Origin of the sequence: Nodularia spumigena CCY9414 (assembly GCF_000340565.2) — a bacterium.
GTDB lineage: Bacteria > Cyanobacteriota > Cyanobacteriia > Cyanobacteriales > Nostocaceae > Nodularia > Nodularia spumigena.
This window is the reverse complement of record NZ_CP007203.1, coordinates 1,292,162-1,315,723: the sequence shown is the minus strand read 5'-3', so window position 1 is coordinate 1,315,723 and position 23,562 is coordinate 1,292,162. Positions and strand designations below refer to the sequence as shown.

The window sequence follows — 23,562 nt, the reverse complement described above, 5'->3', positions numbered from 1 at the left end:
GTAATCGTTAATTCATCAATTGCAATCAGTGGCGAGTTCCAACTCCCACTGATTACATATAACTTAACTACGAATTACGTAAAGCCTGCGGCATAGCTGCGCTTAGAGCGTAGCTCTCCCAAAGGGAGCATGACGAATTAGTAATTATTCACTAGTAGGTGTAAGATATGTTGAAAATGAAACTTCAGCCGAATTTTTGGAGCTTCCGCGCCAAACAACTGCGACGATTCGTGAGTGGCTTGTTAGTCATGGCTACTGCGATCGCCGCGATCGCCATTCAGCAACCTGCTATGGGTTTGTGGAACCCACCCCAAGGCGACAGCATAATTTACGGTCAACTCGCTGATACTCATCGCTGGAACGGTCTCCCAGCAGAAGATTTGGTAGAAAATGCCAAAGTTACCATCAATACCTTGCCACCCCAAAGTACTCGTACTGATGAACATGGTAACTTCTGGTTCAAGAACTTACCAGAGGCTGACTATCTCCTCAAGGTGAAGTTGCCTTACGACAAAAAAGAGTACAGCTTTAGAACTGAGGTTCATGGCAAAACCGGTACATTCTTAGATGTGGCAATGGATGAGGAACACAACCTCAAGGAAATCGATTACTAAAGAACCTAAATATCCACGACTTCTACCCGCCTGTAAGCTGCTGTTCCCCTGTTTACAAGCCGTTGGGGAATGTAATTAGAGGGTAGCGATCGCACAAACTGAAATTAATTGAATTAATTTGAAATATGAGGGTGCGTTTTAATTAATGCACCCTATTTTATGGTATTACAAAGTGCTGAGTATAAAGCCAGTAGGGGCGGGTTGATTAAAATTATTATTGGTAGTAGCAATAAATAAAAACTTAACCTTTAATTTTTGTTAATCTTAACTTAATTTAAATCATTAGTATGAAGGGTTAAGGTATTAGGATATGCTTTGATATCATATTGGTCTATAACAAACTAATAAATATATTCTCTATCTCTGCCAATAAATTGAGGCATTTAAAAGTACTTTCTCTAATTAGACAGGACTTACGCAATAATTGCCAAAAATCTTGATTCCAAGCCGCCCGCGCGCAGCGATGCCCGCAAGGGCTGTAGAACGCCAAGAAAATGTAGAGTGTGCGTAAGTCCTATTAGATAACCGCTATAGATAGCAGTAGTTGATTTTGAGGGTTTAAAAACCGAAATTTGATATTTCGCTCTCAGCATTAAATTAATTAAATAAAACCAGTACAGCACAACGTAAATAGACCTACATCTCAAGTGAATGAAAAGCGCACGGAACAAGGTTTTTGACTTTTGGCTTTTGATTTTGAATGCTCTGTTTATTTATGCTGACATTGAACAAATGCTTTTATATTAATAGCAACTGTTGGCTTTTTAATGGCAAAAACAATAAGTAATTACTTTGTATTTGTTTTAAGATCAGGTTAAATTTAGTTAAAAGATTGCTGAAATCAGTAATAACTAGAAAATTGATTTTAACTACTTGACTAAGTAATTCTTTTTAAGTAATATAAATCTGTGATAAAATTTACGTATTGCATTTTTAACCTAAAGTTAACCTAAATCATGCTGTAATATCATGTTTTATTACTTCAGATACTAAAGAGTAAGCACACCTTAAAATCAACATATTCTGTTGAAAAAATTACTGGCGCTCACAGTAAATGAAATAGTGAAAATGACCACAGCACAGATGTTAAGATGCGTAGATAGTCAGGACATTGAAGTTTCAATAACAGGAATAAAAATCCATGAAATTCAACAAAAAAGTAGCGATCGCCTTAGTTACAGTTTCCACTAGTGTATTTGGCTTCGGTGCTGTAGCTTCTGCCGGTGAAGGCGGTGCTGCTGGCGCTGTAGCAGCTACACTTGACGCTGATGGGTTGGTAATTGAAATGGTTGCTGCTGGCGCTGTTGGTAAAAATGATGCTGCTGCTGTAGCTACCGCTAACTTTGGTGTAATCTCAGCTTCCGCCTTGGGAAGCGCTGGTGTCATCCAACTACTCAGCGATAACGGATTTTATTCCTTCTCAGAGGGTGATTTTTCTGAGGAAGAAGTTTACAACAACGTCACTATCGAAGGTGGTACAGACACTGCTTTAGAAAATAACCAAGCTAACTCTATTGCTACCTTCACTGAAACCCCCATCGGATCTATTGAAACTGGGTTTTAGTTGATTTCTAGTCTTGTTGCTCTCACTCACACTCTATCCAAGTAGTGTTAAGGTCAGTTATCTATAGTAATCCGCTTTGATTTTTGATAGCTTGCGTAGGTGGGGAGTGGTCTGTAGGGAGTAGTCCGTGGGAAACAGCTTTTTGAGTTGTCAGCGCAAAGCGCAGACTACGCCAACAGAAATCAAATAGGAGTCCTATAGCATCCCTAACAACTACAAAAAAATAGGATATCAAGAATTAAGAAGAATCAATATCAGGAGTCAGACTGATAGTGTTCTTAAATTCTTTCAACCCTATATCTGTTGTGATTATCTGTTAGAGACATGATTACCTTATGTCTCTAGCTCATTATATCAGCGAATTAAATCACTGCTAAAATAGCACCATTTTGAATTTTTACCCATTCAATATTATAGTCTAATTTTATCGAATTACCGCAAAAATCAGATTTTGCCAGGTATTAATTGCTGGTCTGTTATAAATGTTTATGATGATTTCGTTGCAAAAAAGCTCCAAACTGGTATTTGTATTATTATTTAGTTCAATCACAATATTCTTTGGTAAAACGGCTGGTGCTGAGATATCTGCAACCTCAGAAGATGCTTCTGTATTAATTACTAATTTGGAATATTTGAGGCTTGTGTCAGGTTCCCAGAAGCAATTACCACAAGTAACAGATTTAGCAAACACTAATTCCCAGTTTCCATCTTGTCCTCCCCCCAATGCTGGACAAACAGAATTCACCAAAGTCACAGATTTAGCAAACACTAATTTTCCAGTTAAATCTTGTCCTCCCAATAGGATGAGTCAAGCAGAATCTAATTCTAATCGCCAAGAACTAGATCCACAAGACCCTCCACCAGTTCCACAACCTAGAGTTGATGAATTGGAAATTGACCAAAAATCACCAACAAAAAAACCACCCGAAGCTGAACAAGAATATATTATTACCCCTAGAGTTGCTGATGAGAAAAAAATTCATCCCCGCACAACTACCATCCCCATGAATGGTGTGTTAATTAATCATTTGACTCAAAGAGAACTTAGTGTAGGTTCCAGATTTGGTAATAACCAAAATACTACTTTTGATATTAACGGACTGGTCAAGCTTAACGGACAAGTCCAAGAGAATTTGACAACCAATAATATTTTCACTGTAGAGCAAACAGGAGAATATTTGCAACTGCAAACGGTGAGACAAAAGAGAGAAATTACTGTAAATCTCAAAGAACCCCGGACTGTATTGGGTACAGAACTCCAATTAAGTATTACAGCTTCATGTATATTACCTGGTGCTAACCCCAATCAAATATGCACATATACTCCTGGGTTAAAATCTGCTGATATCAACCCTGATACCCAGACACCAAATCGGATTTTGCAAACTGCAAATGTAGGTGATGTGGTAGAACCAGAAACACTAGCAGCAATTCGCCAACCGGGTTTTCAATCTGGGGCGAATGGTCAAGAAATTGGTATAGACTTGTTTTTACCCAATACAGGTTCATTTGTTGGGAATAGCACGGGAGATCAACTTTCTATTACCAGAAGAGAAGAGATAGAAAATACACCCACAGCTATTTATTCTAGAATTAGACAGATTGTGAAGGTGAATGACCGTGAAGCTGTAATGGGTAGGACAGTCCGGGGGTTTAGCTTCATTTTAAATGATGATAATACTTTACTAAATACAGCTTTGCAACTGGGATATACTTTGTTACCTGATATTTTACCTAATATTTCTAGTTCAGAAAATCGAGTCAACCCAAATGTCAACAACAATTTGTTTTTAGCTGCTAATAATGTCAGACTTCCTGCTAATAGTTTAACTGCTTATCATGGGGGAGTTGCTAGAGCGCAGAGTGTCCCGCCAAAAGCGACAAATTTGAAACAAGTACCTGCTGCGACATTCAATAGTATTTGGTTGGGTGCATCACCTATTATTAAACGCAGGTCTAATCTTATTACTCGTTTTGAAGAAGTTAGCCCTCAGACAGTTTTATCTTCTGGGGGTGAAGAAGGGGGATTTGCATCTAATTTGAGTTTTGTTTCTAATATTAATAATGAAATTTTTTCTACAGCTAATTTACAAGATTATTACACTCAGGTTTACGTTACAATTCTCAATCAAGAAGTAAATAATGTTACATCTAACAGATATAGAGAAGAAACCGAATATGCTCCACATCTGAGTTTTACAGGAAATATCACAGGGACGCAGGAAGCTTTGAGATATTATACAGGTGTGATAGGTGCAGAAGAAATTAAAGCTTATGGTGGCGTAGATTTTACGAAAAATACTGCCAATGGATGGACTTTTTCTGGAGGTGTGATTGGCTATGTTAATCCAGATGTTGATTATTACAGTCAAGTAACAGGTAGTGTTGGTAAACGGATATCTTTGAGTGGGAATAGTAATTTAGTGCTATCCACTGGAGTTAATTATGCTTTGGATAGAGAAACTCGCCCTAATGACTTTGTGAACTCAATTACAGTCAGAGCTAGAGCAAATTTAGGTAATGTTTGGTTTGGTTTAACTAACTATTTTGGGGATGTTTTACCCGATGCAATTAAGAATACTCTGGTAACAAGTGTTGGTATTCAATTTAGCAAGAGTTTTTCATTATCAGGATACTATAATCTGATTAATGAAAATGCTGCTCGTTCTGTCTATGGTGCTGGAGCGCGATTGAGACTGGGCAAAAATCAAAATAGTCCTACACTCAACCTATCTTGGAGAAATAATGAGTACGACTATGGTAGAGATAGGGCTGATAATGAATTGAAAATTAACGAGAATATATTTACTGTGTTTTTGAGGGGTAATTTTTGAGATGGTTTTCAACCTACATATCTTATAATGATGACTCATTCTTTGTTTTTCTAACTGGAGAAACCAATGGGTCGCGCTAAAAAGGTTGTCTTGGCATATTCTGGGGGGGTGGATACCTCTGTTTGTATTCCCTACCTGAAAAATGAGTGGGGTGTAGAAGAGGTGATTACCCTCGCAGCAGATTTAGGTCAGGGAGATGAATTAGAGCCAATCCGAGAAAAAGCGCTGAAATCGGGTGCGAGTGAGTCTTTAGTGGTTGACGTTAAAGACAGTTTTGTGAAAGATTATGCTTTTGCGGCGATTCAAGCAAATGCTCTTTATGAAAATCGCTATCCTTTGGGGACAGCTTTGGCTCGTCCGTTAATTGCTAAGATATTAGTAGAAGCTGCTGATAAATATGGTGCTGATGCGATCGCTCACGGTTGCACAGGTAAGGGTAATGATCAGGTTCGCTTTGATGTGGCTTGTGCTGCTCTTAATCCCAATTTGAAGATACTTGCACCGGCGAGAGAATGGGGGATGAGTCGTGAGGAAACTATCGCTTATGGTGAGCAATGTGGTATCCCTTCCCCAGTGAAAAAATCTTCTCCCTACAGTATTGATAAAAATTTACTTGGTCGTAGTATTGAAGCTGGTGTACTGGAAGATCCAGCCGTTGAGCCACTAGAAGAAATCTATGAAATGACTAAGGCGATCGCTGATACGCCTAATGAACCAGAGTACATTGAAATTGGTTTTACACGCGGTATTCCTACCACCCTCAACGGTACACCTAAAAACCCCGTGGAGCTAATTGAACAACTCAATCAGGTGGTGGGAAATCACGGGATTGGGCGGATCGACATGATTGAAAACCGCTTAGTAGGGATAAAATCTAGGGAAATCTACGAATCACCCGCTATGTTAGTGCTAATTCAGGCACACCGAGATTTAGAAAGCCTGACTTTGACAGCAGATGTTAGTCACTACAAACGAGGTATTGAAGAGACTTACACCCAAATTGTTTATAACGGTCTGTGGTACAGTCCACTCAAAAGCGCACTAGATGCTTTTATTCAAAAGACACAAGAACGTGTTTTGGGAACTGTCCGAGTAAAACTTTTTAAAGGTAACGCTACTGTGGTTGGGCGTTGGAGTGACCATTCTCTCTATAGCCCAGATTTGGCAACTTATGGTTCTGAAGACCAATTTGACCACAAAGCTGCTGAAGGCTTTATTTACGTTTGGGGTTTACCCACTCGCATTTGGGCGCAGCAAGGTAGAAGTTAGGGAGTAGGGAGTGGAGAGTAGGGAGTGGAGAGTAGGGAGTGGAGAATAGGGAGTAGGGATTGGGAAAAAACTTCTCCCCTGCACCCTGCTCCCCTGCTTCTTCTCCCCTGCACCCTGCACCCTGCTCCCCTGCTTCTTCCTACTCTCCTGCGGCTCGTTTGACTTGGCGGGACTCTAACCAGATGGGTATAGCAATCAAGGCCACAAGGATAAGTAAAGCGGCGATCGCAAATTGACTCACCCAAGCAACTAGTTGTTCTAGGGAGACAACTTTGCCAGCAAAGAAAGCTAACGTTACCATCACACTAGCCCAAGTGGTTGCTCCTGCTAAGTTGTACAAAAAGAATTTTCTGAAAGGCATTTCAGCTATACCAGCTAGTGGCGCTGCAAAAATTCGCAATAATGCGAAAAATCGCCCAAAAAATACAGCTTTAGTAGCATTTTCACTAAATTGATTTTTAATATTCAACAACCGCTCATCGGAAATCCGAAAGAGTTTACCTATTTGTACCAGGAAAGGCCAACCGCCAATTTTACCAATCCAATAACCGCAAGCACCACCAATTACAGCACCTGCAACGGCATCACTGAGAACTAACCAATAGTTTAGTTCCTCACTCCCAGCCAGAAATCCGCCGACCAAGGTCACGGTTTCACCAGGAAGGGGAATACCCAAATTTTCTAGTAAAATTCCCAAAAAAATTGCCCAGTAACCATACTGGTGGGCAAATTCCTGGATGTTTTCTAGTGAAATCAGCTCAAGAGACATCCCGCACCGCCGCCTTTACAATTTTTTACCTTTCATATATCTTGGCTGCTATATAAAACCTAGACAAAACTAGACTTTACTTTCTACTTCAACGGGAGCATGGGAGCAGTTATCCCTCAGTAGACTTTCACGCCTTAGCCAGACGCGATTGTGTTCCAATTAAGTTTCTGAAAAAGACTACCACCATCATTGCTTGGTTTTCGCGTCGGCAATAGTCTCAATTCAATACTTGATATCACCGTATTATATATCAAGTAGTTGATTTTTTCCTAAAATATATATTGATTTTTGTCAATATAAGTATAGTTTTGTTTATGAAATTGTCAACTTAGGACTTGCTCTTCTATGGCTGGGCTGTCAATGAATCCGCTACGTGTCATTGGTCATTGGTCATTGGTCATTGGTCATTGGTCATTGGTCATTGGTCATTGGTCATTGGTCATTAGTCATTGGTCATTGGTCATTGGTCATTAGTCATTGGGAAGTTACGGTCTTCTCCCCACACCTCCCACACTCCCCACACTCCCCACACTCCCCACACCTCCCACACTCCCCACACTCCCCACACTCCCCCTGCCTCTTCTCGTTAGTCATTGGTCATTACCACAAATGCATATTTGATGCCACTTGAGCAAGTATTTTTTATAAAAAATTTATGAAAATCCTGGTTAAATATAAAAATTCTGATAAAAGATACGATTGATACCGAAATTGTCAAGGCATTATGCCTATATTTAGGAAAGTTAACATAAACTATACGACATAATTACTGGAGTCAATTGTCTCAACCCCAGGGCTGTAAATTCTTAAATCTCAAAATTAAACAGTAATTTTGCCGTTGACACTGAATCAGTATTGATGCCAATTTTCTGTTCTGTTACGTGTTCCAAATATTTAGTTAAATTATGACTATCTCACAAGATAAAGTGATTTTATTCAAGCCTCTGGGCAGTATAGACTTGCAGGGTGGAATGACTTTTAGCGAACAGATGCTTGAGGTGACACCCAAGCCTGATCAACTCTGGGTTATTGATCTGTCAGAAGTTGATTTCATGGACAGTTCAGGATTAGTCCCGTTAATCAATGGACTAACATCTGCTCGTGAATGTGGTTGTCGTCTAGTTTTGTGCAACGTGCAAGCTCCGGTAAGATTAATTTTGGAACTCACACAACTGGACTCAGTGTTTGAAATCTTCGGTACTTACGAGGATATTTTCACCCACACCAATGAGAAAAATTTAGCCCTAGCAAGCTAATTTACTAATTTCCAGATAATCAATTGCTACCTAACAAGCACCAAGTAAAAATCTGAGATTGCTACTAAAGTTTGCCAGAACTGACCACTTCCGCAGAGGGAAGTGGTTTATTTTTGGGAATAATTGCCGATATTATGCCAAAATGAGCTAATTTATGGATTTTATAGCAAAGTGCTGTAGGAGGAATGTGAGGAGCATATAGAGTATCAAATGTAACTATATCTACCCGTAAAATTTCCAATGGCTATCAGGCATTCTGCACAGTAGAAATATGATTTTTTTGACCGAAAAACGAGACGCAAGCCCCTGGCTTCAGACATGGGGATAAGTCGGGTGCGGCTTTAGCCGCATTAAAAAGATATATAGAACCAGCTTCATATAATCTTTAAATTGTTATTTAGCTCAAAGCTGTATAATTACGGAATGATCCAAAAATACAAATCAAACAACAATATTACCTACTCTTGTAAATACCATGTTGTCTGGTGTCCCAAATATCGGAGGAAAGTTTTAGTTCAAGGTGTAGATGTTCGCCTTAAAGCTATTTTGCAGGAAGTAGCTACAGAGTTCAAGAGCGAACTTATCGAGATGGAAGTAATGCCAGATCATGTACACATATTAGTCGAGGTAGATCCTCAATTTGGAATTGCAAAATTAATTCGATATATGAAAGGACGTTCATCTCGGTTTTTGAGACAAGAGTTTCCTTGGCTAAAAAGTCGGCTACCAACACTTTGGACAAATAGCTATTTTGTTTCAACTGTTGGGGGTGCGCCGATTTCAGTTATTAAGCAATACATCGAAAATCAAAAAAATGTCTAATTATGGTTGCCAACAAGTTTTAATCAGTCCAGACAAAGAATTGAGAGCCATCTTAGAGTTTGTTTGCGAACAGTCAAACAAACTTGCTAACTGTGGACTATATTATTCTCGCCAGTTATTCTTTAAAACTGGCAAGATACCGAGCAAAGCTGAGTTGCATCGGCTATTGAAATCTAACGCTCATTTTCAGGCTCTTTATTCCCACGTAGCACAGCAAACTTTAACAACTGTATTTGAGTCATTTCGGTCGTTTATTGGATTGCTCAAAGGCGTTAAAGGTGGAACTGTTGAGCAGCGTCCAAAATTACCAGGGTATAAGAAAAACGCTCTCAAGTTAGTTACTTTCCCTCGCGCAGATGTCAAATTGAAGAATGGGCAATTACGCTTTCCTCTAGGCACTAAAGTTAAAGCATGGTTCGGAATAGATGCCTTCTATTTACCGATGCCGTCAAACTTAAAATATTCTGATCTAAAAGAGATTCGGATTTGTCCTCGCAATGGATGTTTCTATGCTGAGTTTATTTATTCAGTTGAAGAAATAAAAGTAGAATTAGACTTTGAGAAAGTSCTAGGTATAGATCCAGGCTTAAACAATTGGCTAACTTGTGTAAGTAATACAGCCACTAGCTTTATTGTTGATGGATTGCACCTCAAAAGCTTAAATCAATGGTACAACAAACGGGTATCAGTCCTTAAAAAGAATCAACCCCAAGGATTCTGGAGTAAACAATTAGGTGGTATAACCGAGAAACGTAACAGACAAGTTAGAGATGCAGTAAATAAAGCAGCAAGAATTGTAGTCAACCATTGTTTAGAATTTCAGATTGGTAGTATTGTATTTGGTTGGAACAAAGGACACAGACAAGAGATAAATCTGGGTTCAAAAACTAATCAGAAATTTGTCCAAATACCTACTGCACGATTAAAAGACCGTATTGCCCAATTATGTAAGCAATATGGCATCAAGTTTATAGAAACGGAAGAATCTTACACTTCTAAAGCATCCTACGTTGATGGCGATTTTCTACCTGTATTTGGTTCCAAACCAGAAGGGTGGAAAGCGTCAGGAAGAAGAGTTAGTCGTGGTTTGTATCAGGCTTCTAGCGGACTAAAAATAAATGCAGATGCGAATGGGGCTGCCAATATTTTAAGAAAAGTAGCGGTAAAACTGGGATTTAATCTCAGTGGAATCAGTAGCGGCGAATTGATAGCGCCTTTGAAGATCCGTTTGTGGACTCTTCAAGAATCCCCGTCCCTTTAGGGCTGGGGAGTATCAAATACCTCCTCTTTCTGAAGGAGAGAGGATTCCTTAACGCTTCATTGGGTTGTCCTATAAAAATAGTCTTACCATCCCTCGACGTTCGTTTAAAGTCTCCCAATGCCCTATGGCGACTATACTTATTTTAATTTTACCAGAAAGCCATCTTAAAAAGACGGGGCTTGTATCCCATTTTTTCGGTCAGATTCTTCTGGGCGGGCAAAATTCGGTAAATCAATACCACTGTGACTCGCTGTGCGGGTTTTTATGGCCAAACGATAACTTACACTTTGCAGTTCTGCCTGCAATTTGCGGTTTTCTCGTTGTAATGTTGCCACTTTTTCTCTAACTGGAGCCATACGCTCCTCGAACTTACGACGGTAAATTTGCGGTAATTCTTGTACAACTTGCTCTAACATCCGACTGCGATCTGTTAGTTCTTGAACTGACTGCCGCAGTTGGTAAATTTCGGTATCACGAGTGGTAATTTGTTCTTGGTAGAAAGTTACCTGCTGCTCAACTGCTTGCAATTGTTCTTGCAATGCTTGTAAGTGACTCGGATCAAATTCAGGTTGAGAGCGCTGCTGGGGCATAAAGTTAGTATTACCCTTTACCAGCCGGAAGAGTTCTTGAGATAGCTGCTGCACTAATTGATCGCGAAGCTGCAACTCTTGGCGCAGCTGCGATACTTCGGTAGAGAGCGCTTGGATGTTGGGTGTGTCAGTTTGGCTCACAGTGGCTTACAGCTCCCATTGACGAATGCTTGTCTAATCTTAGGTATAACTGCGATGGTACTGCCTTTAGCAGGTACTTGTTAATTTAGCATTCCCAACTCAACCCAGAAATAAGCAAATGGTAAAAATTTTTGGAGATTTACGGTTTTGATGACTGAGTACTGAGTTGGAAAAACTCAACACTCAGTCTTGCTGACTCAGAAGTTTTTTTTAGGCAGAAACAGCGACTGTTTCTTCTGCTTCTTCTTCTACTGTTGCTTCTGGTATATCCTGCTTAATAGTTAAGTAGCGAATTACTTCTTCGCTCAAACGCATAGCACGTTCCATAGGAGCGATCGCAGTTCCTGGGCCAGTGTAGTTCATTTGAACGTAGATGCCATCCCGATGCTTTTTAATTTCATAAGCCAGGCGACGTTTACCACGATTTTGAATTTCGATATTTTCAGCGCCTTGTTCAGTCAGCAGTCCCTGATATTTAGCAATTGCTTGCTCTACCTGTTCTTCTCCTAGATCAGGACGCAGAATGTAAATTGTTTCGTAAACTGTGGACATGATTTTAAGTCACCTTATGGACGAAGGGGCTGCTGATGTGATTTTATACGGAAGTATTATAAAAAATACTATGAATAATCAACATCTAAGCAACAAGGAACTATAATCTTACCAGTTTTCAATTTAAATCATCAGCTAAATCCGCAAAATTCGCCTCTTTAACAAAAAGCTGCCTTTGAAGCTATCTACTGAGCTAAAGGGGTAGTACAGGTATACTTCCCAAATTGAGACTGTAGTTATCAGTCTGAGGCTCAGGCCTACCACAGACTAAAGATAGCTACCCGCTAACAGCTTTTAATCGCAGACAAAAGGATAATCATCAAGGTTATGGCGCAGCGCTATGTGCGAGTTCAAAATCTAGAAGGCAAGATTTACTATGGATTGCTACAACTATCCCTGAATGTGCAGGTGCTAGATGCTCCACCTTGGTTACAAGGGCAACCCACAGATTTAATTCTAGAAGCCGACAATTACCAAATTCTTACCCCCTGTGCGCCCTCAAAAGTTGTGGCGGTGGGTAAGAATTATGCAGATCATGCTCAAGAAATGGGAACTACAGTACCAACTGAACCATTAATATTTCTCAAGCCGCCGACATCAATCATTCCCACGGAAACAGAAATTAAGTATCCGCCCCAGTCGCAACGGGTAGATTACGAAGGTGAGTTAGCACTGGTGATTGGCGATCGCACTTGTGACTGCACAATAGAGGAAGCCCAAACCAAAATTTGGGGCTATACCATCGCTAACGATGTCACGGCGCGGGATTTACAACAAAAAGATAGCCAATGGACTCGCGCCAAAGGTTTTGATACTTTTTGTCCTTTAGGCCCTTGGATTGTCCGAGAATTGAATCCTGGGGCGAGATTACAGACCTTTTTGAATGACGATCCTATCCCTGTGCAATCTGCCTGTATTGATCAGATGGTGTTTCCCCCTGATGTGCTAGTGTCCTACATTAGTCAGGTGATGACACTACTACCAGGAGACGTGGTGCTAACTGGTACACCATTGGGTGTTGGGCAGTTACACATAGGCGATCGCATCCGGATCGAAATTGAAGGCATTGGTCGCCTAGAAAACAAAGTAACTAGGCGTTAACTCTTAGCGCACTTGCATATGTACTGCATCTGAAATTGCCGGAATTTCTGCATAACGCCCAAACAGAGATTGAGCAACAGAATATACCACTGCTGCCACTATGCCGATAAAAATGGTGTTGGAGATGGTTTCTAAAGCAAAGTCAACACCAGGAATTGAACCTAAAACTTCCAGCACTATGAAACACAAAAATAAAGCAATGTCCAAAAGAATAGCCTGCATAGTGTTGAAACGAATGAAGTGACTAATTTTTTCGTTTCTCACCACTAAAAATAATAAGGCAAAGAAAATAATCAGGCTGGCAAAAGGGATACTGGCATAAATTCCCTGTATGGGACTCAAAGGGAGAAACAGCAACGCTAGTAATGGAAACTGTGCAAACAAATATCTACCAAAGGCTAGGCCTTCAATCAGGGGTAGCAAATAAGGTAAACAAGCAAAAATCCGGTCGGAAACCGTTGTAGACCCGCGCCAAGTCATTGTGCGTTCTCCTATGGCTAAAATGTAAGACTTCTTGAGCCTAGGATAACGCAGTTGCTTTATCTTGCTGACAAATCCGATTATTCTATATCGGCAATTCGGAAACCCATCAGACATTGATACTGCGCTGGCTGCTGTGCAGTTAGTTGGCGAATTGCTTGACCGCATCGCAGTTGACCCCCACGCCAACGGGGTTGACCGCTACCGTCAGCAAGTAAACAAGATTGGCAAACTTGCGTGGGAGCAAGGATTTGATTATCCATTAAAATGACTAACATCCCATCCCTCCTGTAAATTTTGATTACTATCTTTATAGGTTTTAAAATTGCGCCTGAAGCCGCATTAAAGTGATTATGGTCAGCGATCGCCTAAATTCCAGCGAGCTTCTTCAGATGCTGTAGGTAAATACGAGGGTAGTTAGAAAAAATCCCTAGTAAACTTTCATTTATTTTATGTTCTGTATCGAAAATATGGCATTTTTCGTAACAAATCATACAAAAACACAGACTCTCGCTTTGAGTAGAGATATGCCACAGTATCCAATCAAAGTGTAAAATTTAAGATTCAGGAAAAAACTTGACAACGTTAGTAGTCAGCAGTGAAAAACTTTTGACGGAGCTGCTATACCAGCCCCTATTGACAGTTGTGCAAATTTTCACCAAGGATAAATGTAAGTGACTAGAACGAATTCCGAATTTTTGGCGAACTCCGATCCCGCGATCGCGGAGTTAATTAACCAAGAACTACAGCGTCAACGCGACCACCTAGAGTTAATTGCTAGTGAAAACTTTACCTCAGCTGCTGTCCTAGCAGCCCAAGGTTCCGCATTAACCAATAAATACGCCGAAGGATTACCAGGTAAACGTTACTATGGCGGTTGTGAATTTGTCGATCAAATCGAGCAAATCGCCATCGACCGAGCTAAACAGCTATTTGGTGCAGCTCATGCGAATGTTCAACCCCATTCCGGCGCTCAGGCAAATTTTGCAGTTTTCCTGACATTACTGCAACCCGGTGACAAAATCATGGGGATGGATTTGTCACATGGCGGACACCTCACCCACGGTTCACCTGTAAATGTTTCGGGTAAATGGTTCCAAGTTTGCCATTACGGTGTCAGCAAAGAAACAGAACAGCTAGACTACGAACAAATTCGGGAGCAGGCGCTGAGGGAGCGTCCCAAGCTCTTAATTTGTGGATATTCTGCTTATCCTCGTGTAATTGATTTTGAAAAGTTCCGTAGTATTGCTGATGAAATCGGCGCTTACTTGCTGGCGGATATTGCCCATATCGCTGGTTTAGTGGCTAGCGGTCTGCATCCTAACCCCCTTCCTTACTGTGATGTCGTCACCACCACAACTCATAAAACCCTCCGTGGCCCTCGTGGTGGGTTGATTTTGACCCGCGATGCCGAATTAGGTAAAAAGTTCGATAAATCCGTTTTCCCTGGCACTCAAGGCGGTCCCTTAGAACACGTAATTGCCGGGAAAGCAGTGGCTTTTGGAGAAGCACTGAAGCCAGATTTTAAAGACTATTCAGCGCAAGTAATTGAAAATGCTCGTGCTTTGGCAAGTCAACTGCAAAACCGTGGTTTAAAGCTGGTGTCAAATGGTACAGACAATCATTTGATGTTAGTAGATTTACAGAACATTGGACTTACCGGAAAGCAAGCCGATCAACTGGTGAGTGGAGTGAATATTACCGCTAACAAAAATACAGTTCCCTTTGATCCGCAATCACCATTTGTTACCAGTGGTTTGAGGTTAGGTTCTCCAGCCATGACGACACGGGGCATGGGTGTAACAGAATTTACCGAGATTGGGAATATTATCGCTGACAGACTGCTGTCGCCTGATTCTGAGACAGTAGCACAAGATTGTCGGCAACGGGTAGCGGCATTGTGCGATCGCTTCCCCTTGTACCCACATCTCCAAATTCCCGTACCAGCCTTAGCTTAAATCAGTGAACAGTGAACAGTTATCAGTGATCAACGCTGAAAAACATCGAGTTTGCATATTTCAATTAGATTAAACTCTTGTGGGGTGGGCATCTTGCCCGCCTTCTACTCGTTATGTGTAAAACCCCTCTCCAAACCTCTCCCCTGCAAGGAGAGAGGCTTTAAATTTTCCCCCTTCCCTGGTAGGGAAGGGGGTTAGGGGGTTAGGTTTTCCACATAACGTGAAAAGTCCAGATGAGAAAAAAGCGGTAAAAAGTCATACAATATATAATGGTTTTTCCCTATACAACCTCACCCTAGATGGATTTATCACTGCAAAACAAAATCGTTTCCTTTATTTGGTCAATTGCTGATGATTGTCTGCGGGATGTCTACGTTAGAGGCAAATACCGGGATGTGATTCTGCCTATGTTTGTTTTGCGGCGGCTAGATTGTTTGCTGGAATCAACTAAAGCAGATGTCCTGGAAGAGGTGCGCTTTCAACGGGAAGAAGCCAAATTTGAGGTGCTTGACCCGTCGGGTTTACAAGAAGCTTCGGGTTATGTATTTTATAATGTTTCTGAGTGGACATTAAAGAAATTATTGAACCTCCCCACGTCTAAAGCCGGGGGATTCTTGCCCACCTGAAAAAGGCGACAACGGGACATTCAAGTATCCCTCTACTCACTCAAAGAGCTTTTGCTCTCATTCGCGCATACTTTCTGAGTCCTTCATATTTTAAAGATGAACGCTCCATATCCTGCCCTTATTTGCCCTTTAACTATTCCGAATCGAGTCGGATATGTCCGTTGCCGGGATTGCTCCGTACTAGGATATTTCAAGGCGCTGAAGGTTATTCCTACTTGTTTTCTCGCTAATCTATTTTAACACTGTGGCTAAAGCCACGCAATCGTTTGACGGAACTTAAAAGTTCCTACCGCCTTCTCCCCATGCCTAAAGTCAGGGGCTTGCGTCTCGTTTTTCGGTCAAAACTGCTGCTAATAATCGCCAAATTTTAGAGGCAAATTTTAAAGCTTATTTGGATGGGTTTAGCGACAACGTTAAAGAAATTATCAGCAAATTTGAACTGCGTAACCAAATTCGGCGCATGGTGGAGGCTGATGTTTTACACGATGTTTTAGAGAAATTTACTTCCACAGACATTAACCTGAGTCCCCATGAGATTGTAGACAGCAAGGGAGAGACATTACCTGGGCTGAGTAACCTGGGAATGGGTTATGTATTTGAAGAATTAATCCGCAAGTTTAACGAAGAAAATAACGAAGAAGCCGGGGAACACTTCACCCCCCGCGAAGTTATTAAGTTGATGATTCATTTATTATTTATTCCCATTAAAGATGAAATTCCGCCAGTAATTACGGTTTATGATGGGGCTTGCGGTTCCGGGGGAATGCTGACAGAATCTCAAGGTTTTATCGAAGCAGCAGAAGGAGAAATTAATTCTCAGTCTAAGGTGTATTTGTATGGGAAAGAAGTCAACGGCGAAACCTATGCTATTTGTAAATCAGATATGATGATTAAGGGGAATGACCCAGAAAACATTAAGTTTGGTTCTACTTTAGCGACGGATGATTTTGGGGAAATGCGGTTTGATTTTATGTTATCAAATCCGCCTTATGGTAAATCTTATAAATCTGACCAAAAATATATTTTAGATGGTAAAGAAGTTTTAGATCCTCGCTTTCAGGTTGAACTGCAAAACTTTCAGGGACAATTAGAAACATTACCAGCAATTCCCCGTTCTTCTGATGGTCAATTGCTGTTTTTAATGGATATGGTGGGGAAAATGAAACCCCTAAATCAAAGTCCTTTGGGTAGCCGTATTGCTTCTATTCATAATGGTTCGGCTTTGTTTACTGGGGATGCGGGAAGCGGCGAAAGTAATATTCGGCGGTGGATTATTGAAAATGACTGGTTAGAATGTATTGTGGGTTTACCTTTGAATATGTTTTATAACACGGGTATTGCTACTTATATTTGGGTGCTTTCTAACCGGAAACCGGAAAAGCGTAGAGGCAAGGTACAATTAATTGATGGTACTGAATGGTATGGCAAGTTAAGAAAGAATTTAGGTAAGAAGAATTGTGAGTTAACGCCTGAAAATATTCAGCAAATAACGGAAACGTTTTTAAGGTTTGAGGAAACAGCAGAATCAAAGATTTTTGATAATCAAGATTTTGGTTATCATAAAATTACTGTGGAGCGTCCTTTAAGGTTAAGTTTTCAAGTCACACCAGAACGAGTAGAGCAGTTTGGCAGTTTAGCTGATGATAAATTATATCCGGTTTTGGGGATATTAAAGGATTTATTTGGGGATGAGGTTTATCAAGATTTTAATTTGGTTAAACAGAAGTTAGAAAAAGCTTTGAAGGCGGAAGGATTTAAGTTAGCGGCTAAGGATTTGAAGTTGGTTTATGATACTTTTACAGAAAAGGATGAAACGGCGGAAGCTGTAATTAAGAAGAAAACGAAGGCGGGGGTAGTTTATGAGTCTGATTCTGAGTTGCGCGATACTGAGAATGTGCCTTTAAAGGAAGATATTCAGGAGTATTTTAACAGGGAAGTTTTACCCCATGTCCCTGATGCTTGGATAGATTTTGAGAAGACGGTACGGGGTTATGAGATTTCTTTTACTAAATATTTTTACAAGTTTCAGCCTTTGCGGAGTTTGGCTGATATTGCGGCGGATATTTTGGCTTTGGAAGCTGAGACGGAAGGGGTTTTAAAAGCGGTTATTGGGGTTTGAACCCCCTCTAACTCCGCCTTGTAAAGCTACGGTGTACACACAAGTGATCGAATCACTACCAGTCCTCGCATTACCCCACCCTAACCCTCCCCTTGCAAAGGGGAGGGAACTAGATTTTCCGGTTTCCCCCCTTTCCAAGGGGGGATTAAGGGGGGTAAATTCAGGGTTTGTGCTTGATTTACCAAGATATGTGTACAACGTAGCCCCGCAAGCGAGGAGGGGGCTATGATATGTGTTTTTTGATGAGCAAGTATAAGCGGTGACAGGTTTTGCAAGGATATACAACAGGCTTTTTACATTACTTTCTGGGTGCGGAGGTTGAAGGGTGAAGCGTTATCCACATTATAAAGATTCGGGAATTGATTGGTTGGGGGATATTCCTGAACATTGGGAAATAGTGAGATTTTCTAACTTCATTAATTTTCAAGAAGGACCCGGAATAATGGCGGCTGATTTCAAAGATTATGGTGTCCCTTTATTACGCATTCATAATTTGAAACCGGGTTTTGTAGATTTAGAAAGATGTAATTATTTAGAACCCCAAAAAGTCGAAAAGACTTGGAAACATTTTAAGTTAAATGAAGATGACATTCTGATTAGTTGCTCTGCATCTACTGGATTAGTTTCAATAGTTGACAAAAAAGCAGAGGGTTCTATTGCATATACAGGAATTATTCGGCTTAAACCAGCTAATTCAAATATTTGTAGAGAATTTATAAAAATAATAGTTGCTTCAGAATTATTTTTTACTCAAATTGAGTTGCTCAAAACAGGGACGACAATTCAACATTATGGACCAACACATTTAAGGCAAATAAAAATAACTTTCCCACCGCTATACGAACAAAAAAAGATCGCTTGCTTCCTTGATAGCAAATTAGAAGAGATAGACAAGTTCATCAGCAACAAACAACGGCTGATAGAATTACTCAAAGAACAGAAAACCGCCATCATTAACCGTGCTGTTACCAAGGGACTCAACCCCCATGCACCTATGAAACCTTCTGGTATTGAGTGGTTAGGTGATATTCCAGCCCATTGGGAGGTGACACGAGCAAAGCACATTAGTTATGTTTTTGTACCCCAAAGAAATAAACCAAACCTTAACCTTAATATTGGATTTCCTTGGATAACAATGGAAGATATTACTTCACCTTCCATATCAAAGTCTACTTTTGGTTATCTTGTTAGTGAAATTGACGCAATGAATGCAGGTTCAAAATTATTACCTGAAGGTTCTGTTATTGCTAGTTGTGTAGGAAACTTTGGTTTATCTTCAGTAAATACCCTACAAGTTATTATCAATCAACAATTACAAGCATACATACCCATCAAAATTAATCCTTACTATTTGAGGTATTTAATTGGTATATCTAAGAGTTACTTCGAGCAAATAGCCAATGCAACAACTCTAGCTTATGTAAATCAGGCAGGATTTGCTGAGTTACCCATAATTTTACCTCCTAATGATGAACAACTAGCAATTGTCAGAAATATTGATAAAGAATTAACTACAATAGATAAAGCCATAACCACAATAGAAAAAGAAATAGAACTAATAAAAGAATACCGCACCACCTTAATATCAGAAGCAGTCACCGGGAAAATAGATGTACGGGAAACAGCAGCGCATGAATAATGTTTGATAACCTATTAACAAGGGTATCGCCTAAATAAAACCCACTCCCCAGACAAAAGAGAATTATTCACCATGACAGAATTACTCGAACAAGCCATTATCAAACTCAAAAGCTTACCGGCTAATGAACAAAATGCCATAGCTGCGATAATTTTAGAAGAACTGGAAGAAGAACAGCAATGGGATGAAGCCTTTTCCCGTTCTCCAGATGCACTAGCTACACTAGCAACTCAAGCAATGGCGGAACATCGCGCAGGTAAAACTCAAGAATTAAATCCAGATACATTGTGAATTCTTATATCACTTCTCAGTTTCGCCAAACTTTTGGTAAGTTACCGGAAAACGTTCGGGAGCAAACCCGCGAAGCATATCGCCAATTTAAACAAAACCCAAACCATCCCAGTTTACGTTTCAAAAAAGTGCATCCTGAATTACCTATTTATTCTGCAAGAGTCAGCAAAAGCTATAGAGCCGTTGGACAGTTAGAGGGAGATAAAATTATTTGGTTTTGGCTAGGAACACATACAGAATATGACAAGCTACTATCTCAGATGTAATAAAACAGTCGCCTAAATGTTGGGTTTCACTTCGTTCTACCCAACCTACAAATACTTAAACTCTCATGACTCTGTGTCCTCTGCGCCTCTGTGGTTCGTTTATCCCCTAAATCGTAATAAAATAGGTATGATAAAAAAGCCAGTGTAAAAAATATCATGAATTTCCTATGGTCAGCAAAACCAACGAGTCAGCCTTAGAAACCTGTATAGAAACTGCACTCATTGAAGGCGCTGACTATGAAAAAGGAAACCCCGCAGACTTTAACCGAAAAATAGCCATAGACGAAGAAAAATTCTGGCGCTTCTTAGAAACCACCCAACCAGAAGAACTAGCCAAACTTCAAGACCGACCCAACTGGAAAAACTTGATTTTAGAACGGTGCGATCGCAAAATAAAAAAAGATGGTATCCTCTCAGTCCTCAAAAAAGGATTATCCATAGATAACGCCCATCTCACCTTACTTTACAGCCAACCATACAACGACACAAACCAAGCTGTAACAGAAAACTTTCAAAAAAACATCTTTTCAATTACCCGTCAAGTACATTATTCCCAAAAAGATACAGCATTATCCATAGATATAGTACTATTTATCAACGGATGTGCGATCGCCACCATAGAATTAAAAAACCCCTGGACAAACCAAACAGTTTACCACGCCAAAAAACAATACCGGGAAAACCGCAACCCCCAAGAACCACTCTTCCAATTTGCGCGTTGTCTAGTTCACTTCGCAATTGACACAGATGAAGTGTGGATGACAACAAAATTAGACCGAGAAAAAACCTACTTTCTCCCCTTCAACAAAGGTTTTAACTTCGGAAAAGGAAACCCACCCAACCCCAAAGGACATAAATCTGCATACCTGTGGGAAACCATTCTTACCCGTCCCAGTTTCACCAACATCATTGAACACTTCGCCATTCTCATTCCCAGCGACAGCAAAACATCCCTAATTGAAAAAACCCTATTTTTTCCCCGCTATCACCAACTAGATGTAGTCCGCCAACTATTAACTCACGCAAAAATAAACGGTACTGGACAAACATATCTGATTCAACATTCCGCAGGTTCAGGAAAATCCAACTCCATCACTTGGATAACATATCAATTAATAGAACTCTACGCCCAAAACGCAGACAGTCCCCTATTTGATTCCGTCGTAGTTGTCACAGATAGACGCATCCTAGATAAACAACTCAAAGACAATATCAAAGACTTTTCCCAAGTTAAAAACATAGTCGCCCACGCCACAAATTCCAAAGACTTAAAAACCGCCTTAGAGAACGGTAAAAAAATCATCATTACGACAATTCAAAAATTTCCCTTCATCATAGAAGGTATTGAAGACTTGAGTAAAAACACCTTCGCTGTAATTATCGACGAAGCCCACTCATCCCAAAGCGGAAAAGCCGCAGATAATTTAAATATAGCCCTTGGTAAAGCCGAAGAAGAAGACGAAGAAGATTTACAAGATAAAATTCTCAAAGCAATGGATGGGCGCAAACTGAGTAAAAACGCTTCTTATTTTGCCTTTACCGCCACACCCAAAAACGCCACCCTAGAAAAATTTGGTCAACCAAACCCAGAGGGCAAATTTACACCATTTCATCTTTATTCAATGAAACAAGCCATAGAAGAAGGCTTTATATTAGATGTCTTAGCCAATTATACCACATATAAAAGCTATTACGAAATTAAAAAATCTATTCAAGATAATCCCGACTTTAATACTACCCAAGCCCAAAAAAAGCTGCGCGCTTACGTCGAAGGAAATAAACAAACCATCAGCACCAAAGCCGAGATTATAGTTAACCATTTTATCACACAAGTGTGGCAACCCAAAAAGCTCAAAGGTGAAGGAAAAGCAATGGTTGTCACCCGCAATATTGAAGCAGCAATTCGTTATTTTTTCGCCATCCGCGATTTATTAACACAGGCGAAAGTCCCCTTTAAAGCCATTATCGCCTTTTCCGGTAAAAAGACCATAGACGGAATTGAATACACCGAAGAAATCATTAATCAATTCCCCAGTAAAGATATTTCTGACGAGTTCAAAAAACCCGATTATAAAATATTAGTCGTCGCCAATAAATTTCTCACCGGCTTTGATGAACCTTTATTACATACCATGTATGTGGATAAAAAATTACAATCAGTCACAGCAGTCCAAACCCTATCACGCCTAAATCGCTGTAACGCCAAAATGGGGAAACAAGACACATTTATTTTAGACTTTAACAACACAGTCAGCGATATTCAAACCGCCTTTGACCCCTTCTACACCGCCACATCATTAAGCGAACCCACAGATATTAATGTTCTCCATGACCTGAAAGAAGCATTAGACGAAGTGGGAGTTTATGAATGGTCAGAAATTGAGAAATTTAACGAATTATTTTTTAATAACGTCGAAGCCGAAAAACTCAGCCCTCTGATTGATATTGCTGTCGCGCGTTTTAGCTCAGAATTAGAACTAGAAGCAGCCAGTAAAATAGACTTTAAAATTAAAGCAAAACAGTTCGTCAAAATTTATGGACAAGTAGCCTGCATGATTCCCTATAATAATCTGCAATGGGAAATGCAGTATTGGTTCCTAAAATTCCTCATTCCCAAACTAGCGGTAAAAAATCCTGAGCAAGACCAACTTGATCAACTTTTAGAAAGTGTAGACCTTTCCACCTACGCCATAGAAAGAACCAAACTAAATTATAGCATAAAACTTGATAATTCTCCATCAGAAATAGACCCACAAAACTCAAATATCCGGGGATACCACAGTGAAGCACCACAACAAGACCCGCTAGATGAAATCATCGCCGCTTTTAACAATCGCTTTTTCACAGACTGGGATGTAACACCCGAAGAACAACGAGTAAAATTCATTAACATCGCCCAACACGTAATAGAAAATCCCGACTATAAAACCCAAATTGTCAACAACCCAGACGAACAAAATCGCCGTTTAGCCTTAGAAGAATTCATTAAACAAGCCATCAACAAAGAACGTAAACGTGAACTCGACTTATACAAACGTTACGCTTCCGACCCAGAATTTAAACGTGTTTTTGATGCCACAATCATGCAATTACTAGCCCAGATTAATCTAGAAAATCCCCAACAATTTGAGGGATAAAGAATAGCAATTAAATATAGGACTCATATTTGGTTTATGAAATACACGTAGGGTGTGTTATCGAGGAGAGTACCGCACCAATACCCAGAAGACGGTGCGTTAGGCTAAAGCCATAACACACCCTACATATACTTAGATTTTTTCAATAATCAAATCGGATTTCTGTAACATCAAAACCGAGGCTTTAAACCTGCATTCCAACCTCCCCTCTCCTTAGTAAGGAGAGGGGCTGGGGGTGAGGTTCTTTCCTTTATTAAACTCACATTCCTAAGA

Annotated in this window: 20 protein-coding genes; 15 read left to right on the top strand and 5 right to left on the bottom strand. The window is 40.2% G+C overall.

From position 1 onward, the window contains the following. Positions 1 to 167: 167 nt before the first annotated feature. The 4 genes from NSP_RS05780 (at position 168) to NSP_RS05765 (ending at position 6,281) form a co-directional block, all read left to right on the top strand. Positions 168 to 614, top strand: coding sequence for a carboxypeptidase-like regulatory domain-containing protein (locus NSP_RS05780; protein WP_006196826.1), 447 nt, complete (start codon positions 168 to 170; stop codon positions 612 to 614). A 1,141-nt stretch (positions 615 to 1,755) separates the two neighbouring features. After that, positions 1,756 to 2,178 carry a hypothetical protein gene (locus NSP_RS05775; protein WP_006196825.1) on the top strand — a complete coding sequence of 141 codons (423 nt, stop codon included), beginning with the start codon at positions 1,756 to 1,758 and terminating at the stop codon, positions 2,176 to 2,178. A gap of 488 nt (positions 2,179 to 2,666) precedes the next feature. Further along, complete coding sequence (locus NSP_RS05770) at positions 2,667 to 5,012, top strand: hypothetical protein (RefSeq protein ID WP_231859541.1); 2,346 nt, start codon at positions 2,667 to 2,669, stop codon at positions 5,010 to 5,012. Between the two features lie 66 nt (positions 5,013 to 5,078). Then, complete coding sequence (locus NSP_RS05765; RefSeq protein ID WP_006196823.1) at positions 5,079 to 6,281, top strand: argininosuccinate synthase; 1,203 nt, start codon at positions 5,079 to 5,081, stop codon at positions 6,279 to 6,281. 139 nt (positions 6,282 to 6,420) lie between these two features. Here the strand turns inward: NSP_RS05765 and NSP_RS05760 are convergent, their stop codons facing one another. Next, positions 6,421 to 7,050, bottom strand: a complete 630-nt coding sequence (locus NSP_RS05760) for a DedA family protein (RefSeq protein ID WP_006196822.1) — start codon at positions 7,048 to 7,050, stop codon at positions 6,421 to 6,423. A 905-nt stretch (positions 7,051 to 7,955) separates the two neighbouring features. On the opposite strand from NSP_RS05760, the gene NSP_RS05755 reads away from it, so the two are divergent. The 3 genes from NSP_RS05755 (at position 7,956) to NSP_RS05745 (ending at position 10,389) form a co-directional block, all read left to right on the top strand. Continuing rightward, positions 7,956 to 8,306: an STAS domain-containing protein gene (locus NSP_RS05755; RefSeq protein WP_006199289.1), complete on the top strand. Its 351-nt coding sequence runs from the start codon at positions 7,956 to 7,958 to the stop codon at positions 8,304 to 8,306. 423 nt (positions 8,307 to 8,729) lie between these two features. After that, the gene (tnpA, locus tag NSP_RS05750) at positions 8,730 to 9,128 is read left to right on the top strand and encodes an IS200/IS605 family transposase (RefSeq protein ID WP_006194806.1); all 399 of its coding nucleotides are present in this window, start codon (positions 8,730 to 8,732) and stop codon (positions 9,126 to 9,128) included. Beyond that, a complete protein-coding gene (locus NSP_RS05745; protein WP_006194805.1) occupies positions 9,121 to 10,389 on the top strand; it encodes an RNA-guided endonuclease InsQ/TnpB family protein in 1,269 nt (422 codons plus the stop codon). The genes tnpA and NSP_RS05745 overlap by 8 nt, the downstream gene beginning before the upstream one ends. A 164-nt stretch (positions 10,390 to 10,553) precedes the next feature. On the opposite strand, the gene NSP_RS05740 is transcribed toward NSP_RS05745, so the two are convergent. Both NSP_RS05740 and rpsF read right to left on the bottom strand, forming a co-directional pair. Beyond that, positions 10,554 to 11,120, bottom strand: a complete 567-nt coding sequence (locus NSP_RS05740) for an Npun_F5560 family protein (RefSeq protein ID WP_006199003.1) — start codon at positions 11,118 to 11,120, stop codon at positions 10,554 to 10,556. Between the two features lie 210 nt (positions 11,121 to 11,330). Next, positions 11,331 to 11,672 (bottom strand): 30S ribosomal protein S6, encoded by a 342-nt coding sequence (rpsF, locus tag NSP_RS05735; protein WP_006199002.1) that lies wholly within the window; start codon positions 11,670 to 11,672, stop codon positions 11,331 to 11,333. A gap of 327 nt (positions 11,673 to 11,999) precedes the next feature. Between rpsF and NSP_RS05730 the strand changes: the two genes are divergently transcribed. Next, entirely contained in the window at positions 12,000 to 12,773 is a 774-nt protein-coding gene (locus NSP_RS05730) for a fumarylacetoacetate hydrolase family protein (protein WP_006199001.1), read from the top strand. A gap of 3 nt (positions 12,774 to 12,776) precedes the next feature. On the opposite strand, the gene NSP_RS05725 is transcribed toward NSP_RS05730, so the two are convergent. Continuing rightward, positions 12,777 to 13,253: a Tic20 family protein gene (locus NSP_RS05725; protein ID WP_006199000.1), complete on the bottom strand. Its 477-nt coding sequence runs from the start codon at positions 13,251 to 13,253 to the stop codon at positions 12,777 to 12,779. A gap of 80 nt (positions 13,254 to 13,333) precedes the next feature. Next, on the bottom strand, positions 13,334 to 13,531 hold the full coding sequence (locus NSP_RS05720; protein ID WP_006198999.1) for a hypothetical protein: 198 nt from the start codon (positions 13,529 to 13,531) through the stop codon (positions 13,334 to 13,336). 396 nt (positions 13,532 to 13,927) lie between these two features. Here NSP_RS05720 and glyA point away from each other — a divergent pair, with 396 nt between their 5' ends. From glyA to NSP_RS05685, 7 genes are all read left to right on the top strand, one after another. Further along, positions 13,928 to 15,211, top strand: coding sequence for a serine hydroxymethyltransferase (gene glyA / locus NSP_RS05715; RefSeq protein ID WP_006198998.1), 1,284 nt, complete (start codon positions 13,928 to 13,930; stop codon positions 15,209 to 15,211). 299 nt (positions 15,212 to 15,510) lie between these two features. Then, complete coding sequence (locus tag NSP_RS05710) at positions 15,511 to 15,837, top strand: type I restriction-modification system subunit M N-terminal domain-containing protein (RefSeq protein ID WP_006198997.1); 327 nt, start codon at positions 15,511 to 15,513, stop codon at positions 15,835 to 15,837. A 391-nt stretch (positions 15,838 to 16,228) separates the two neighbouring features. Continuing rightward, the gene (locus tag NSP_RS05705; RefSeq protein ID WP_006198996.1) at positions 16,229 to 17,956 is read left to right on the top strand and encodes an HsdM family class I SAM-dependent methyltransferase; all 1,728 of its coding nucleotides are present in this window, start codon (positions 16,229 to 16,231) and stop codon (positions 17,954 to 17,956) included. A 325-nt stretch (positions 17,957 to 18,281) separates the two neighbouring features. Then, complete coding sequence (locus NSP_RS05700; RefSeq protein WP_006198995.1) at positions 18,282 to 19,595, top strand: restriction endonuclease subunit S; 1,314 nt, start codon at positions 18,282 to 18,284, stop codon at positions 19,593 to 19,595. Positions 19,596 to 19,667: 72 nt separating this feature from the next. Continuing rightward, positions 19,668 to 19,886 (top strand): hypothetical protein, encoded by a 219-nt coding sequence (locus tag NSP_RS05695; protein ID WP_017803885.1) that lies wholly within the window; start codon positions 19,668 to 19,670, stop codon positions 19,884 to 19,886. Next, positions 19,883 to 20,152, top strand: coding sequence for a type II toxin-antitoxin system RelE family toxin (locus NSP_RS05690; protein ID WP_017803884.1), 270 nt, complete (start codon positions 19,883 to 19,885; stop codon positions 20,150 to 20,152). The genes NSP_RS05695 and NSP_RS05690 overlap by 4 nt, the downstream gene beginning before the upstream one ends. Positions 20,153 to 20,319: 167 nt before the next feature. Next, on the top strand, positions 20,320 to 23,289 hold the full coding sequence (locus NSP_RS05685; RefSeq protein ID WP_017803883.1) for a type I restriction endonuclease subunit R: 2,970 nt from the start codon (positions 20,320 to 20,322) through the stop codon (positions 23,287 to 23,289). The last annotated feature ends 273 nt before the right edge of the window (positions 23,290 to 23,562 follow it).

Excerpts from the sequence above, each read along its gene's own strand:
- NSP_RS05730 (WP_006199001.1), top strand. The coding sequence starts at position 12,000 with ATGGCGCAGCGCTATGTGCGAGTTCAAAATCTAGAAGGCAAGATTTAC.
- NSP_RS05770 (WP_231859541.1), top strand. The coding sequence starts at position 2,667 with ATGATGATTTCGTTGCAAAAAAGCTCCAAACTGGTATTTGTATTATTA.
- NSP_RS05775 (WP_006196825.1), top strand. The coding sequence starts at position 1,756 with ATGAAATTCAACAAAAAAGTAGCGATCGCCTTAGTTACAGTTTCCACT.
- NSP_RS05720 (WP_006198999.1), bottom strand. The coding sequence starts at position 13,531 with ATGTTAGTCATTTTAATGGATAATCAAATCCTTGCTCCCACGCAAGTT.
- NSP_RS05780 (WP_006196826.1), top strand. The coding sequence starts at position 168 with ATGTTGAAAATGAAACTTCAGCCGAATTTTTGGAGCTTCCGCGCCAAA.
- NSP_RS05685 (WP_017803883.1), top strand. The coding sequence starts at position 20,320 with ATGGTCAGCAAAACCAACGAGTCAGCCTTAGAAACCTGTATAGAAACT.
- tnpA (WP_006194806.1), top strand. The coding sequence starts at position 8,730 with ATGATCCAAAAATACAAATCAAACAACAATATTACCTACTCTTGTAAA.
- rpsF (WP_006199002.1), bottom strand. The coding sequence starts at position 11,672 with ATGTCCACAGTTTACGAAACAATTTACATTCTGCGTCCTGATCTAGGA.
- NSP_RS05725 (WP_006199000.1), bottom strand. The coding sequence starts at position 13,253 with ATGACTTGGCGCGGGTCTACAACGGTTTCCGACCGGATTTTTGCTTGT.
- NSP_RS05765 (WP_006196823.1), top strand. The coding sequence starts at position 5,079 with ATGGGTCGCGCTAAAAAGGTTGTCTTGGCATATTCTGGGGGGGTGGAT.
- NSP_RS05695 (WP_017803885.1), top strand. The coding sequence starts at position 19,668 with ATGACAGAATTACTCGAACAAGCCATTATCAAACTCAAAAGCTTACCG.
- NSP_RS05755 (WP_006199289.1), top strand. The coding sequence starts at position 7,956 with ATGACTATCTCACAAGATAAAGTGATTTTATTCAAGCCTCTGGGCAGT.
- NSP_RS05710 (WP_006198997.1), top strand. The coding sequence starts at position 15,511 with ATGGATTTATCACTGCAAAACAAAATCGTTTCCTTTATTTGGTCAATT.
- NSP_RS05760 (WP_006196822.1), bottom strand. The coding sequence starts at position 7,050 with ATGTCTCTTGAGCTGATTTCACTAGAAAACATCCAGGAATTTGCCCAC.